Raw genomic sequence first — 15928 nt, forward strand, 5'->3', positions numbered from 1 at the left:
ACCCCGTCACCCCGTCAAATCCGTGTGCAGACGCCACTCGCTCACCCGCTGAGCCCCGCGCTCATCCACCTCCAACTCCCGACGCGCCCCATCGGTCGCCCACCCGGCACCCTCCAAAAACGCACGCAGCGGCGCGTCCGGCTCCAGCACCCACATCACCATCGCGGACACCCCCTGCTCCCGCGCATGCTCCACCGCAGCCGCCAGCAACCGGGACCCGTGCCCACTCCGCTGCTCCGCCGGGGCCACCACCAAAATGCTCAGCTCGGCCACGCCCGCGCCCAGGTCCGGGTCCTGCGCCGGAATCACCGCCGCGAACCCCGCCGGCTCCGCACCCGAGCACGCCACCAACACCCGGTGCAACGCCGTCGGCGGATGCTCCGCCGCATGCCCCCACCCGGCAGCCAGCACCTCCGGATCAAACGGCTCCAAGGCCGCCTCGGGCAGAACCCCCTCGTACGCCGCCCGCCACGCGGTCGCCTGGACCACCCCCAGCGCCGGACCGTCCTCCGCCCGCGCGGTTCGCACGCTCACGTCCGTCATGCCGACTCCTTCACCTCAACACCCTGCGGATTCTGCCGCGAACGACCCGCCCCCGTCTGCGGATCGACACGCAATCCCCCACCCCGAACCCGAAGCGCCGACATCCACCCCCATGCCACGCTGTCCCCAACACATCACCCACCGAAAGGACCCGGCCCATGCCCTCCCGGAAGTGGCGCACCCTCACCACCAGCGCGGCGCTACTACTGGCAACCACAAGCTGCGCCGTGGGCCCCACGATCAAAGACGACCCCAAACAACCGGCAGCAGCGACGGCGGGGGCGGGCAAAGTCCCAGAAGGCCAATCGTCCGCCAACGGAGCCGAGACAGCACAGGAGAGGCCCGGTGGCTCGGCAGGGAGTTCACCAGCCACGGCGGCTCCCGAACCATCCGCGACGAAAACGACATACACGTTTGGTGGAGGCATTCCCTTCGAGCTCGGCGATGGAGCGCTCATCGAGGTGGTCGAAGCCCGCATCGATCGGTCGCTTGACACCTCGGTGCGGAGCGAGTTGGTCCCCGTGGTCGTACGAACACGCATCACCAACGGCACAGACAACGAACTGTGGCCCTATCGCATCGACGTTCAGGTTCACGCGTGCGGTCAGCCCCCCCAACGCTGCAACGAAATCGATGGCCCGGCAAAGAAGGCGCAACTGGGCAAGATGCTGGTGAAGGGTTCCACCGACACCGTTGATTGGTTCGTATACGTCAGTCCTGAGCACCTGAGCGCGCTTACGGTGGTCATCCGCGACCCGCTTTCGGGCGGCGCCAGGTTCACCGGAAGCGCCAAGTAACCTCCGTCCGTCGGCGCGTCCACGGCCGTCGCGGAGGGGGCTGTCGCTCTGGTTAGGCTGAGGGCGACTCCGAACCGGGGTTGTTGATGTTGGTGAAGGTCGGCTGAGGAGCAACTCGCGTGACAGACGCATTCCACGAGTCCGAGATCCGTTTCCGCAGTGATGTGACCGTGGAGTTGGTGAAGCACAGCGCCGGAGACCAGGACGTCCTGTGGGCCGCCAGGGTGTCGACAGCGGGTGAGAAGTCGCTCGACGAGTTGGGCAAGGACCCGGAGCGGTCCAAGGGGCTCATCAATTACTTGATGCGTGACCGGCACGGCAGTCCGTTCGAGCACAACTCGATGACGTTCTTCGTCAGTGCGCCGATCTTTGTGTTCCGGGAGTTCCACCGGCACCGGGTCGGGTGGTCGTACAACGAGGAGTCGGGCCGTTACCGGGAGTTGCAGCCGGTGTTCTATGTGCCTGGCGAGGAGCGCAAACTGGTTCAGCAAGGCAAGCCCGGAGCGTACGAGTTCGTGGCGGGTTCGGCGGAGCAGCACAAGGTCGTGGGGGAGGCGACGCGCGAGGCGTACGAGCAGGCGTATCGGGCGTATCGGGAGATGCTCGGGGAGGGCGTCGCCCGCGAGGTCGCTCGAACGGTGTTGCCGGTGGGGTTGTACTCGTCGATGTACGCGACGTGCAATGCGCGTTCTCTGATGCATTTCCTGGGATTGCGGACGCGTCATGACGGTGCGGCGTACCCGTCGTTCCCGCAGCGCGAGATCGAGATGGTGGCCGAGAAGATGGAGGCGGCCTGGGCGGAGCTCATGCCGCTGACGTACGCCGCGTTCAACGCGAACGGACGGGTCGCTCCCTGACGGTTCGGGGGTGATCCGGGCGCAGCATAGTGCCGGGTCGAAAGCCATGCGTTCTCAAATCGGCACAAAGGGTGACGTACAAGTTTTTTCGCGTCACTACCCGGCATTTTTCGCGCATGTGCCTGATACTGAAGGAGACCCCGGCGCTGCTTGAACCCCCGAGCAGGCAGCGCCGGGGTCCCTTCGTGTGTGGGGGTGACGGGCCCTGTGGGGGCCGGCCGCTCGCGGCGCGGGAGCCGTGGCGGAGGTTGTCTTGGCGGGGACCGGAATATGGGCTGCTACAGACCTGTTGGCGCCGGGCCCGGTACCGTTTGCAGCATGGCTCCGACCTCCACCTCTCAGACCCCTTTCGGCAGGGTGCTCACCGCGATGGTGACGCCGTTCACCGCCGAGGGCTCGCTCGACCTGGACGCCGCCCAGCGCCTGGCCGTGCATCTCGTCGACGCAGGCAACGACGGCCTGGTTCTCAACGGCACCACGGGCGAGTCGCCCACCACGAGCGGCGCGGAGAAAGCCGCGCTGGTACGGGCCGTGGTGGAGGCCGTGGGCGACCGCGCTTTCGTCGTGGCGGGGGCCGGGAGCAACGACACGGCGCGTAGCATCGAACTGGCGCGCGATGCCCAGGCGGCCGGAGCGCACGGGTTGCTGATGGTGACGCCGTACTACAGCAAGCCCCCGCAGGAGGGGTTGTACCGTCACACGGTCACGGTCGCGGATTCCACCGAACTGCCGGTGATGCTCTACGACATCCCCGGTCGCACGGGCGTGCCGCTGGAGACGGAGACGATCGTCCGGCTTGCCGAGCACCCTCGGATCGTGGCGAACAAGGACGCCAAGGGGGACCTGGGCGCGGCCTCGTGGGTGCTCGCGCGTACGGACCTGGCGATCTATTGCGGTGACGACATGCTCAACCTGCCGCTGCTTTCGATCGGCGCGGTCGGTTTTGTGAGCGTCGTCGGACACGTCGTGGCGCCGGAGCTGCGCGCGATGGTGGACGCGTATCTGGCCGGCGATGTCGCCAAGGCGCGCGAGATCCACCAGAGCCTGCTGCCGGTCTACACAGGAATCTTCCGCACCCAAGGTGTGATTTTGAGCAAGGCCGCCCTTGCCGCACAGGGCCTGATCGCCGGCACGCTGCGGCTGCCGCTGGTCGAGGCGACCGAAGAGGAGATCGCCCGACTGAGGCAGGATCTCGCGGCGGGTGGGGTACATCTGTAAGAAAGTGCCCGGATGAGAACACTTCTCGTCCGGGCTTGAACGCATCACTTGCGCGGGCCGTCCGATGCGATCGGGCGTGCCCGCGTGGCGAGGAGAGAACTTGAGTCATCCGCATCCGGAACTCGGACCGCCCCCGGAACTTCCCGAGGGCGGACTGCGCGTCATCCCTCTGGGCGGTCTCGGCGAGATCGGCCGGAACATGACCGTCTTCGAGTGCGCCGGGCGGCTTCTGATCGTCGACTGCGGGGTGCTGTTCCCCGAGGAAGAGCAGCCCGGCGTCGACTTGATCCTGCCGGACTTCACCGCGATCCGGGACCGGCTGGACGACATCGAAGCAATTGTGCTCACGCACGCGCACGAGGACCATATCGGTGCCGTGCCCTACTTGTTGCGGGAGAAGGCCGACATCCCGCTGATCGGGTCGAAGCTGACCCTGGCGCTGATCGAGGCGAAGCTCAACGAGCACCGCATCCGCCCGTACACGCTTGAGGTCGCCGAGGGCGACCGGGAGCGGCTCGGGCCGTTCGACTGCGAGTTCATCGCGGTCAACCACTCGATTCCCGACGCGCTGGCGCTGGCGATTAGGACGCCCGCCGGGCTCGTCGTCCACACCGGCGATTTCAAGATGGACCAGCTTCCGCTGGACGGGCGGCTGACGGATCTGCCGGCCTTCGCCCGTCTGGGTGAAGAGGGCATCGATCTGCTGTTGGCCGACTCGACGAACGCCGAGGTCCCCGGCTTCATCCCGCCCGAGCGCGACATCGCGGGCGTGCTCGACCGGGTGTTCGCGGACGCCGACCAGCGCATCATCGTGGCCAGCTTCGCCAGCCACGTGCACCGCATCCAGCAGGTGTTGGACACGGCATACGCCTACGAGCGCAAAGTGGCCTTCATCGGCCGCTCGATGGTCCGCAACATGGGCGTGGCCCGCGATCTGGGGTACCTCAAGGTGCCGGCCGGACTGATCGTCGACGTCAAGACGCTCGACAATCTGCGGCCCGACGAGGTCGTGCTGGTGTGCACGGGCTCGCAGGGCGAGCCGATGGCCGCACTGTCGCGGATGGCCAACCGCGACCACCAACAGATCCGCATCGTCGAGGGCGACACGGTGGTGCTCGCCTCGTCGCTGATCCCCGGCAACGAGACCGCGGTCTTCCGGGTCATCAACGGGCTGACGCGCTGGGGCGCCAACGTCGTGCACAAGGGCAACGCGAAGGTGCACGTTTCCGGCCATGCGTCGGCGGGTGAGCTTCTGTACTTCTTCAACATCGCCAAGCCCCGCAACTTCATGCCGGTGCACGGCGAGTGGCGGCACCTGCGGGCGGCGTCCGAGCTCGCGCAGAAGACCGGCGTGCGCAAGGACCGCATCGTCATCGCCGAGGACGGGGTCGTCGTCGACCTGGTCGACGGTGTCGCCCGTGTCGCGGGCAAGGTGCAGGCGGGATACGTGTACGTGGACGGCCTGTCGGTCGGCGACGTCACCGAGTCGTCGCTCAAGGACCGGCGGATCCTCGGAGACGAAGGCTTCGTGTCGGTTTTCCTGGTCGTTGACTCGTCGACGGGCAAGGTCGTCGGCGGGCCGCAGATCACCGCACGCGGGTCGGGTATCGACGACGCGAAGTTCGACGACGTCATTCCGCGCATCGAGGATGTGCTGACGCGGGCGGCGGCGGACGGGGTCGCCGATCCGTATCAGTTGCAGCAGCAGGTGCGCCGCGTGGTCGGCAAGTGGGTCAGCGACACCTTCCGGCGGCGGCCGATGATCCTGCCGGTGGTCGTCGAGGTCTGAATCTGATCCTCGGTTCGGGGCGGCGGCGGGAGGCTCCGACAACGAAGGGCTGAGAGCGGGCCCGCACCGGGTTTCTCCGGTGCGGGCCTTGGTGGTTCCGTTGCGGCTCGGTGGGGGTTCGGGCCGGAGGGACAGCGCCCGGTTCTCCTGCGTGATCATGCGATGGCGAAGCGGGGTGTCGGCGTGTCATGGACCGGTATTGAGGTGTGCGGCCGGTGCGGGATGTCGATTGCTGTCGCGCTGTTCGGCGTGGCTGGTGGCTTTTGGGCGGAAGGAACGCCAAGTCGGGGCACTCGATGCGCGTTTGTATGGTGATCGGCCTTTTCGGCCCGGCCGATCGGCCTGCGTAGCTTTCCAGGTGTCGCCCGGACCTGCCCGGCGACCTGACAGCTCGTGGAGGAGCCATGCGTCCCGCCTCTTGTGTCCGTCGCCGCGCCCGCGCCGCGGTCATCGTGCTGTGCGGTGCCGTCGCCCTCGGTGCCGGCTTCGCGTCACCCCGGTTTCAGGCCGCATCCGCGGCGTCCCGGGGCGGTGATGCGCCGACCGGAAGCGATCGCACGCACGCGGCCGCGTGGGCGGACTTACCGCGCGAACGAGCCGGTGCCAGGGCTCCCGTCGAGCGGGGGTGGGCGACTGCATCCCCGCCCGAGTCTGCGGCGACTCCTGCGGCGTCCACCCGGCTGGGGCAGCCATGCGGCATGGCAGTGCTGTCGCGGGTTCTCCGCATCCCTCCGGTGTGATGAGCACACCGCGGGGGGCTTCCTGTGGACGGCGGCCGGCACCGCCTGCCACCCACGCCCAGACTGACGACATGCCGCGTGACACGAGCCTGACGGCCTTCTTGTCCACCCCCTTCACCGCCGCAGCAGCAGCCGAGCGGGGGCACACGCTCTCAGTGATCCGCCGTTGGCTGCGAGAGGGCGAAGTACGCCGCGTCATACAGGGCGTGTACGTCGGGAACCACGTGCCCGACTCGCCGACCCTCCGGGCGAGAGCCGTCACCGCCCTCGTGCCCGGGGCGGTGATCTGCGGTCGAACCGCCGCCTGGCTGTGGGGAATCACCGCTGCCGGGCGGGAAGGACGCGACGGCCGTCCGCTGCCCGTCGAGGTCATCGTGCCGAGGGCCGCGACTCCACCGCGTCGGTCCGGATGCCTCGGCCGGAGTTGGCTGCTGGGGAGAGGAGACACGACCACGATCGCTGGCCTCGCCTTGACGACGCCTCTGCGCACCGCTGCGGATATCGGCCGCTCGGTCGGCAGCGAGGACGCGGTCGTCATCCTGGATGCGTTTCTGCATCTGCGTCAGGTGACGAAACGTCAACTCGAAGGAGTGGTGGATCGGTTCGCCGGCTACGCGGGTGTGCGTCGGCTGGCGGACGCGGTGCGGCTCGCCGACGGCCGCAGCGCAAACGAGGACGAGAGCCGCCTGCGGATCGCGCTGGCCCGTGCCGGAGTTCCGCCGCCGGAGCCCGGATGGCGCGTGATGTCGGCGTTCGGCCGCCCCCTCCACCGCTTCGGCATGGCCTGGCCGTTGCTTCGACTGGGAGTCGACATCGCTGACATCGCTGACATCGCCGATGTCGCGGATGCCACCGGACCGCCCGGCGAAGGCCCGGGTGCGGTTGCTCGGCAGCTCGGACATGTCGGGGCCTGGCCCGCCGTCCGAGTCCGGCACCGCCACATCGCGGGCAGCACATGGCGCGTCGTCGAGTGCGGCCCCCACGAGCCGACGCGGCACCGGGAGACCGTCGTCGCGCAGATCCTGCGCGAACTGCGCGGCACGGCGGGTGCCGGCGCGCAGGCGGCCTGAGGGGCCGAAGAGCGCGGCATGACCGACGGTGACGGGCGAGGGTCGTGTGTCCGACCTGTCGGGAGGTCCGGTCGGACGCACAATCCGCAGGCGCGACGGGTCAGTTGTCCGCGACGCGGAGAACGAGGATGGCCATGTCGTCGCGGGCCGGTTCGGCGGCGAAGGCCTCGACGGCACGGTGCACGCGGGCGGCCACCGCACCGGCGGTCATGCCCGTGCACCCGGCCAGCACGGTGGCCAGACCCTCGTCTCCGAGCATGCGGGCGCCCTCACGACGTTCCGTGACGCCGTCGGTGACGCACAACAGGACGTCCCCCGGATCGAGGTCGACGGTTTCGGCGAGCAAGTCGACCTCGTCCAGCACGCCGAGCAGCGGCTGCGGGGTGGCGACCTGCTCGACGCGTCCGTCCGGGCGCAGACGGAGGGGGAGGGGATGACCCGCGGACACGAGGTCCAGGCGTACGCCGCCGCTTTCGCGGTGCGAGATGTGGCCGTGGAGGAGGGTCAGGAAGCGGCTGCGGGGTCCTTCGTCGAGGATCGCGGTGTTGAGGCGCTGGAGTACCGCCGGCACGGGCATGCCCTCGCCGGCCAGGAGCCGCAGGGCCTGGCGGGCGAGCCCGGTGACGGCGGCGGCCTCGGGGCCGGTGCCGCAGACGTCGCCGATGGCGAAACCCCACAGGTCGGGCCGGATCGTGAACAAGTCGTAGAAGTCCCCGCCGACTTCGTTGCTCTCGCCGGAGGCCTGGTAGACGACCTCGATGTCGAGGCCTGGTACGCGCGGCAGTTCGGGCGGCAGGAGGCTGCGCTGCAGGGCCTGGCTGGTGGCGCTGCGCTCGGAGTACAGGCGCGCGTTGTCCATCGCGAGGGCGGCGCGCCGCGAGAGGTCCTCGGCGAGTTCGAGGGTTTCCCGCCGGAAGCGTTCCCCCGCCGCATTGCCGAGAGTGAGCATGCCGATTCCGCGACCTCGCGCGACGAGTGGCAGCGAGACGGTCTCCCCGGTGACCAAGTCCTCGTGCTGGGCGGCCGCTTCCGGCCCGAGGAGACGCAGACCGGGCCAGGGGCGCGCGCCGGGGGTGGCGTGGCCGCGAGGTGGGTCGGTCTTGTTGAGGAGGTCGCGGAGGTCGTCGATGCGGCTCTCGTCGGTGTGCCAGACACAGCTCAGGACGGGCTCGTGGCCCTCGGCGACGGTGTGCACCGCACACCAGGTCGCCAGGCGCGGGACGACGATCTGGGCGACCATAGCCAGCGTCATCTCCGGGTCGAGGGTGCCCGCGAGCAGGTCCGAGGCCTCCGCGAGGAAGGACAGGGAGCCGCGGCGCACGCGTTCGAGTTCGGAGAGCCTGGCACTTTCCACGGACAGGGAGATCCGGTCGGCGGCGCGTTGCAGCCTGGCCGCGGCGTCGTTGTCGAAGTGCGACGCGGATTCGGACGCCACCGCCAGCGTCCCGGTCAGTCGCCCTTCGACTTTGAGCGGCGCGGTCACAGCGGAGCGCATGCCCGTGTCGGCGAGCAGCGGGACGGCTCCGCTCAGCGCGTCCGCGTCGTCGTGCACCGCCGGCATGCGCGCGGTGCCGAACCTGCCTGTGGAGTTCTCGACGGGCACGCGGGTGTACCGCTGGGGGATGCCGCTCAGCCCGGTGGTGGCGCGCACCTCCATCTCGCCTTCGTCGTCGGTCGCGATGAGGACGAAAGCGGCGTCGCCGTCGAGCAGGTCCCGGGCGCGCTCGATCGCGCGTTGCAGCAGTTCGTCGAGGCCGGAGCGGTTGGGGCCTTCGAGGCCGTCCCACTCGCTGTCGGTCGGCGGCGGCACGGGGGTACGGCCGGCCGCGGCGGCGGCGCGGTTCTCCAGCACGGCCCGGGCCCGCGCGGGCACCGCCAGCAGAACCAGCGACGCGTTGTCCGACGCGTCGCGCAGCCGGACATGCGACGCGAACACGCGCACGGGTCGGCCTTCGCCGTGCCGGATGTCGTACATGCCCTGCCAGCGCGAGAGTTCGAGCATCGCGGCGAAGGGCAGGTCGGTGTCCGAGACCTCGGGAGTATGCGGCCAGTCGACGAGTTCGGACAGGCGCATGCCGACGGCCTCCTGGGCCGAACGCCCGAACAGGTCCGCGGCGTCGACGTTCCAGTGCGTGACCCGCTGGTGGGCGTCGGCGTGCACCACCGCCACCCGTACGGGAGTGTCCGCGCCGGGCAGCACATGCGTCGGCAGCGTGGGGCCGGCGAGGCTCGTGCTGGAGCCGCCGTCGGGCAGGTCGAGGCGGAACCAGACCTGCTTGACCGATTTCGTGTACTCGACGCCCCAGGCGGAGGCGATGGACGCGGACAGGAACAAGCCGCGTCCGCTCTCGTCGTCGCTGTCGAACGCCCCGACGGAGGCGGGCAGTTCCAGGGTCGGGTAGCGGTCGACGACCTCGATTTGAACCGCGCTGTCGTAGCGCACACACGAGACCTCGGTGGCGGTTCCGGCGTGCACGATCGCATTGGTCACCAGCTCGCTGACGAGCAGTACCGCGTCGTCGACGACCGCTATCGCGTCCCACTCGGTCAGGGTCTGGCGCACAAACGAGCGTGCGGCGGCCACCGACCGGCCCTCGGGGGCGAATGTAGCGCTCACTCTCGCGGTGACGACCATTTCGGCTTCCGGATCCATACACTCCCGCATCCTGCGTCGTGCGGTGGTTGCGGTGGCGCGGCCTCGCTGCCCTTCCTGTCCCATGCCCGTGTGCGAGGCGGTCTCGCGGCAGCTCCGCACACTACCGCCTCCACGCGACGGGGGAGCAGGCCCCGGGTGAACATTGCCCCTCTCGTGAAGGTCTCGGCCCGCCCGACTCGGCAGTGCGTTCGGCGCGATGGTGGAAGACTGCCCCTATCAGCGGCGACCGCCTCGCACCGGGCCGACGAACCGGGACGAGCAGGGCGGGTGCCGGGGCCGGGTGGAGGAAATTTCGATATGGCGAACGCTTCCAAGCGGGACGGACGCGCCGCGACCGCGGCGAAAGGTGCGGCGCAGGCCGCGGCCGGTACCGCACCCAAGGCATCGGGCAAGGGCGCGCGACGTGCCGATGCACCGAATGCGGGTGGAAGCACTCCACGAGGGGATGCCGCCGCACGCGGTGGCAGGTCCCGCGCCGCCCGCGACGAGGAACGCGAGCTGCGGCAGCTCCTCGACGCGCTCACGGCCGTTCGCGACGGCAACTTCCGGCGCCGGCTGACCGTTTCAGGCAACGGGATCATGAGCGAGATCGCCGCGGTCTTCAACGACGTGGTGGACCGCAACCAGCACCTCGCGGGCGAGTTGGCGCGGGTCCGGCGCGTGGTCGGTCGTGAGGGCAAGCTGAGCGAGCGCTTCGTGCCGGGGCCCGGCGAAGGTGCGTGGGCGACGAGCTACGACGCGGCCAACGCCCTCGTCGACGACCTCGTGCGCCCGACCGTCGAGGTCGGCCGCGTGCTCGCCGCGGTCGCCGAGGGCGACCTGTCCCAGCGCATGGACCAGCGGATCGGCGACCAGCCCCTTCGCGGTGAGTTCATGCGCATGGGCCGCAGCGTCAACGGCCTGGTGGACCAGTTGTCGGCGTTCGCCGACGAGGTGACGCGCGTGGCGCGCGAGGTGGGTACCGAGGGGAAACTGGGCGGCCAGGCGCAGGTGCGCGGCGTCTCCGGCAGTTGGAAGGACCTGACCGAGTCGGTCAACACGATGGCGAGCCGCCTGACGCTCCAGGTCCGCGACATCGCCTTGGTGACCACCGCGGTCGCGAAGGGCGACCTGTCCCGCAAGGTGACCGTCGAGGTCGCGGGCGAGATGCTCGAACTCAAGAACACCGTCAACACCATGGTCGACCAGCTGTCCGGGTTCGCCGAGCAGGTCACGCGCGTGGCCCGCGAGGTGGGCACGGAAGGCCGGCTCGGCGGCCAGGCGCGCGTTGAGGGGGTCTCGGGCACCTGGAAGGACCTCACCGACTCCGTCAACACCATGGCGAGCAACCTGACCGCGCAGGTGCGCGACATCACGCAGGTGACCACCGCGGTGGCGTACGGCGACCTCTCCCAGACGATCACGGTGTCCGCGCGCGGCGAGATGGCCCAGCTCGCGGAGACGATCAACTCGATGACCGGGACCCTGCGCACGTTCGCGTCCGAGGTGACCCGGGTGGCCAGCGAGGTCGGGTTCGAGGGCCGGTTGGGCGTGCAGGCGCAGGTGCCCGGGGGCGCTGGTATTTGGAACGACCTGACCGACTCGGTCAACACCGCGTTCTTCAATCTGACCGCGCAGGTGCGCGACATCGCCCAGGTCACCACCGCGGTCGCGCAGGGCGATCTGTCGCAGAAGATCACCGTGGACGTGTCCGGCGAGATGCTGGAGCTCAAGAACACCGTCAACACGATGGTCGACCAGCTTTCGGCGTTCGCGTCGGAGGTGACGCGGGTGGCCCGGGAAGTCGGCAGCGACGGCATTCTCGGCGGCCAGGCAGAGGTACCCGGTGTCGCCGGCACCTGGAAGGACCTGACCGACTCGGTCAACTTCATGGCCAGCAACCTGACCGGTCAGGTCCGCAACATCGCCGAGGTCTCCACCGCGGTTGCGCAGGGTGATCTGTCGCAGAAGATCACGGTCGACGTGTCCGGCGAGATGCTGGAGCTCAAGGAGACCGTGAACACGATGGTCGACCAGCTTTCGGCGTTCGCGTCGGAGGTGACGCGGGTGGCCCGGGAGGTCGGCAGCGACGGCATTCTCGGCGGCCAGGCCCGCGTTGTCCCCGGTGTCGCGGGCGTCTGGCTCGATCTCACCGATTCGGTGAACTTCATGGCCGGGAACCTGACCGGTCAGGTCCGCAACATCGCCGAGGTCACCACGGCGGTGGCGCGGGGCGACCTGTCGAAGAAGATCGACGTCGACGCCCGCGGCGAGATCCTCGAACTCAAGAACACCGTCAACACGATGGTCGACCAGCTTTCGGCCTTCGCCTCCGAGGTGACCCGGGTCGCCCGCGAAGTCGGCACCGAGGGCATCCTGGGCGGCCAGGCGCAGGTGCTCGGCCTGGGCGGGGTGTGGCGCGACCTCACGTACTCGGTGAACTTCATGGCCGGCAACCTGACCGGTCAGGTCCGCAGCATCGCCCAGGTCGCCAACGCCGTCGTACGCGGTGACCTGTCGCAGAAGATCACCGTCGACGCGCGCGGGGAGATCCTCGAACTCAAGACGACGATCAACACGATGGTCGACCAGCTCTCCGCGTTCGCGGGCGAGGTCACCCGGGTGGCCCGCGAGGTGGGCACCGAGGGCCGGCTCGGCGGCCAGGCCGACGTCGAGGGCGTCTCGGGGACGTGGAAGGACCTCACCGAGTCCGTCAACGTCATGGCGAGCAACCTCACCGGTCAGGTGCGCAGCATCGCCGAGGTGACCACGGCGGTCGCGCGCGGTGACCTGTCGCAGAAGATCATGGTCGACGCGCGCGGGGAGATCCTCGAACTCAAGGACACCATCAACACGATGGTCGACCAGCTCTCCGCGTTCGCCGACGAGGTGACGCGGGTGGCCCGCGAGGTCGGTACGGAGGGCATCCTCGGCGGCCAGGCCCGGGTGCGCGGAGTGTCGGGCACGTGGAAGGACCTGACCGACAACGTCAACTCGATGGGCAACACGCTGGCGAGCCAGGTCCGCAACATCGCGCAGGTCGCCACCGCGGTCGCCGACGGCGACCTGTCGCAGAAGATCACCGTCGATGCCCGCGGCGAGGTGCTCGAACTCAAGAACACCATCAACACGATGGTCAACACCCTCGGCTCGTTCGCCGACGAGGTGACGCGGGTGGCCCGCGAGGTGGGTACGGAGGGCATCCTCGGCGGCCAGGCCCACGTCCCCGGTGTCTCCGGTACGTGGAAGGACCTGACGGACAACGTCAACTCGATGGCCGACAACCTGACCGGTCAGGTGCGCAGCATCGCCGAGGTGACCACGGCGGTCGCGCGCGGTGACTTGTCGCAGAAGATCACCGTCGACGCGCGCGGGGAGATCCTCGAACTCAAGACGACGATCAACACGATGGTCGACCAGCTCTCCGCGTTCGCGGGCGAGGTCACCCGGGTGGCCCGCGAGGTGGGCACGGACGGCATCCTCGGCGGCCAAGCCGAGGTCGAGGGCGTCTCCGGCACCTGGAAGCAGCTCACCGAGAACGTCAACGAACTGGCCGGCAACCTGACCCGGCAGGTCCGGGCGATCGCCGAGGTCGCCACCGCCGTGACGCGCGGGGACCTCACCCTCCAGATCGACGTCGACGCGCGCGGCGAGATCCTGGAGCTCAGGGACAACATCAACCAGATGATCGCGAACCTGGGCGAGACCACGCGGGCCAACCAGGAGCAGGACTGGCTCAAGACCAATCTGGCCCGCATCTCCGGCCTCATGCAGGGCCGCCGCGACCTGATGGCGGTCGCCGCGCTGATCATGAGCGAGCTGACCCCCCTCGTGTCCGCCCAGCACGGCGCGTTCTTCCTGGCCGAACCCACGGTCGAGGACCGCATCGAGCTGCGCCTGATCGCCAGCTACGGCTACCAGAACGGGGGCGCGCCCACACGCTTCCGCCTCGGCCAGTCCCTGGTCGGGCAGGCCGCGCTGGAGAAGCGGTCGATCCTGGTGGAGCAGGCGCCGCCCGGCTACATCAAGATCTCGTCGGGCCTCGGCGAGGCCTCGCCGGTCAATGTGGTCGTCCTGCCCGTGCAGTTCGAGGACCAGTTGCTCGGCGTCCTCGAACTCGCGTCGTTCAGTGCCTTCACGCAGGTGCACCGCAACTTCCTCGAACAGCTCATCGAGCAGATCGGCGTCACGGTCAACACGATCATGGCGAACTCGCGCACCGAGATGCTGCTCGCCGAGTCGCAGCGGCTCACCGAGGAGCTTCAGGAGCGGTCCGAGGAACTCCAGCGCCAGCAGGGGGAGTTGCGCAACTCCAACGCGGAGTTGGAGGACAAGGCGGCGCTGCTCGCCCAACAGAACCGCGACATCGAGATCAAGACCAACGAGATCGAGCACGCCCACAAGGCCCTCGAGGAACGCGCCGAACAGCTCGCTTTGTCCTCGCGCTACAAGTCCGAGTTCCTGGCCAACATGTCGCACGAGCTGCGCACCCCGCTCAACAGCCTGCTGATCCTCGCGAAGCTCCTCGCCGACAACGTCGACGGGAACCTGACGCGCAAGCAGGTCGAGTTCGCCGAGACGATCCACGCGGCGGGTTCGGACCTGCTCCAGTTGATCAACGACATCCTGGACCTGTCGAAGGTGCAGGCGGGCAAGATGGACGTCCGTCCCGCGCGCATCGCGATCGTCCAGCTCATGGACTACGTCGAGGCGACCATCCGGCCGCTGACCGCCGAGAAGGGCCTGGACTTCACGGTCCATGTCTCGCCGGAGGTCCCCGCGACGCTCTACACCGACGAACAGCGCCTCCAGCAGGTTCTGCGCAATCTGCTGTCGAACGCCGTCAAATTCACCGCTGCGGGCTCCGTGGAGGTGGTGATCCGGATCACCGACGACATCCCGGTCCGCGGCGGCGACCTGGAGCACGCCGAGCAGGCGATCGCCTTCTCCGTCGTCGACACCGGCATCGGCATCGCGGAGGACAAGCTCCGGGTGATCTTCGAGGCGTTCCAGCAGGCGGACGGCACCACGAGCCGCCGCTACGGCGGCACCGGCCTGGGGCTGTCGATCAGCCGGGAGATCGCCTGGCTGCTCGGCGGCGAGATCCACGCCGAGAGCGAGCCGGGCCGCGGCAGCACGTTCACGCTGTATGTGCCGCTCGAGAACGTCCTCGCGCAGGACGACACCACCCCCGTCGGCGCGGCGCTCGCACGTCAGGCCGGGCACGAAGAAGCCGAGGCCATTGAGCCCGGCGGTCGGCGGGCCCTGCCGGCGGCCGCTCCCGCCGCCGACGAGCCGCAGCGGCACGGGGTCATCCCCGCGCGCAGCCGGGTGCTCGCCGTCGAGGAGCCGCAGCCGGAAGGCGGGCCCATCGTCACCACGCTCGCGGGCCTCGGCGACCGAGTCGAGGTCGCAACCGCCGCGACTCCGGCGGAAGCCGCGGCGGCGATCGAGTTGTTCGTCCCCGGCTGCATCGTCGTCGACCTGCGCCTGGCCGACGACGGTGCGTGGCGGCTGCTGGACATGCTCGTCGACCGTGCCGATCTCGACAACGTGCCGGTGCTCGTCAACATGCCGCCGCGCCCGACGCGTTCGGAGGCGGCGCGACTGCGCGGCTACCGCCGTCGCATCCCGACGCTGCACCGCGTCTCGAGCCCCGACGCGCTGGCCGGCATTGTGACGGACGCCATGTCCGCCGAGGAAGCCCGGCCCAAGCCCGAGGTCCACCCGTTCGAGGGGTCTTTCCACGGCGAGAAGGTGCTGATCGTCGATGACGACGTGCGCAATGTGTTTGCGCTCACCAGCGTGCTGGAGCAGTACGGCCTCGTCGTCACGTACGCCGAGAACGGCCGTGAGGGCATCGAGAAGTTGCAGTCGCAGGTGGACATCAGGATCGTCCTGATGGACATCATGATGCCGGAGATGGACGGCTACGCCACGACGGCGGCCATCCGGCGCATGCCGCAGTACGCGGACCTTCCGATCATCGCGCTGACCGCGAAGGCGATGAAGGGCGACCAGGAGAAGAGCATCGCGTCCGGCATGTCCGACTACGTGGCCAAGCCGGTGGACACCGAGCACCTGCTCGGCCTCCTGCGGAGCTGGCTGGAGCGGTGAGACGACGGGGTGCTGACCATGTCCGGTATATCCGGGTGGCCGATGAGGAGTACGTTGGTTACCCGGGCAGTTGCCGCCGTCCGGGAACTCCGGGGGTGCCCAGGGAGTTGAATCCATGGGAGGGTTCGTGGGGGCCTCTTCCGACACCGTAAGTTGGCTCAT

At 69.2% G+C, this 15928-nt stretch carries 8 protein-coding genes; 6 read left to right on the forward strand and 2 right to left on the reverse strand.

Annotated elements, in window-relative coordinates; all coding sequences use genetic code 11:
• Positions 1 to 6: 6 nt before the first annotated feature.
• Positions 7 to 543 carry an N-acetyltransferase family protein gene (locus tag ACRX5W_RS07610; protein WP_436787168.1) on the reverse strand — a complete coding sequence of 179 codons (537 nt, stop codon included), beginning with the start codon at positions 541 to 543 and terminating at the stop codon, positions 7 to 9.
• Between the two features lie 227 nt (positions 544 to 770).
• Here ACRX5W_RS07610 and ACRX5W_RS07615 point away from each other — a divergent pair, with 227 nt between their 5' ends.
• The 5 genes from ACRX5W_RS07615 (at position 771) to ACRX5W_RS07635 (ending at position 7014) form a co-directional block, all read left to right on the forward strand.
• The gene (locus ACRX5W_RS07615) at positions 771 to 1340 is read left to right on the forward strand and encodes a hypothetical protein (protein ID WP_436787169.1); all 570 of its coding nucleotides are present in this window, start codon (positions 771 to 773) and stop codon (positions 1338 to 1340) included.
• Positions 1341 to 1459: 119 nt separating this feature from the next.
• Positions 1460 to 2197 (forward strand): FAD-dependent thymidylate synthase, encoded by a 738-nt coding sequence (thyX, locus tag ACRX5W_RS07620; protein ID WP_436787170.1) that lies wholly within the window; start codon positions 1460 to 1462, stop codon positions 2195 to 2197.
• Between the two features lie 318 nt (positions 2198 to 2515).
• Positions 2516 to 3415 carry a 4-hydroxy-tetrahydrodipicolinate synthase gene (dapA, locus tag ACRX5W_RS07625; protein WP_436787171.1) on the forward strand — a complete coding sequence of 300 codons (900 nt, stop codon included), beginning with the start codon at positions 2516 to 2518 and terminating at the stop codon, positions 3413 to 3415.
• Between the two features lie 100 nt (positions 3416 to 3515).
• Positions 3516 to 5204 (forward strand): ribonuclease J, encoded by a 1689-nt coding sequence (locus ACRX5W_RS07630; RefSeq protein ID WP_436787172.1) that lies wholly within the window; start codon positions 3516 to 3518, stop codon positions 5202 to 5204.
• 811 nt (positions 5205 to 6015) lie between these two features.
• The gene (locus ACRX5W_RS07635) at positions 6016 to 7014 is read left to right on the forward strand and encodes a hypothetical protein (RefSeq protein WP_436787173.1); all 999 of its coding nucleotides are present in this window, start codon (positions 6016 to 6018) and stop codon (positions 7012 to 7014) included.
• Between the two features lie 100 nt (positions 7015 to 7114).
• On the opposite strand, the gene ACRX5W_RS07640 is transcribed toward ACRX5W_RS07635, so the two are convergent.
• A complete protein-coding gene (locus ACRX5W_RS07640; RefSeq protein WP_436787174.1) occupies positions 7115 to 9667 on the reverse strand; it encodes a SpoIIE family protein phosphatase in 2553 nt (850 codons plus the stop codon).
• Positions 9668 to 9967: 300 nt separating this feature from the next.
• Here ACRX5W_RS07640 and ACRX5W_RS07645 point away from each other — a divergent pair, with 300 nt between their 5' ends.
• Positions 9968 to 15766 carry a HAMP domain-containing protein gene (locus ACRX5W_RS07645; RefSeq protein WP_436787175.1) on the forward strand — a complete coding sequence of 1933 codons (5799 nt, stop codon included), beginning with the start codon at positions 9968 to 9970 and terminating at the stop codon, positions 15764 to 15766.
• The last annotated feature ends 162 nt before the right edge of the window (positions 15767 to 15928 follow it).

This window comes from Yinghuangia sp. YIM S10712 (assembly GCF_051388935.1).
Lineage (GTDB): Bacteria > Actinomycetota > Actinomycetes > Streptomycetales > Streptomycetaceae > Yinghuangia.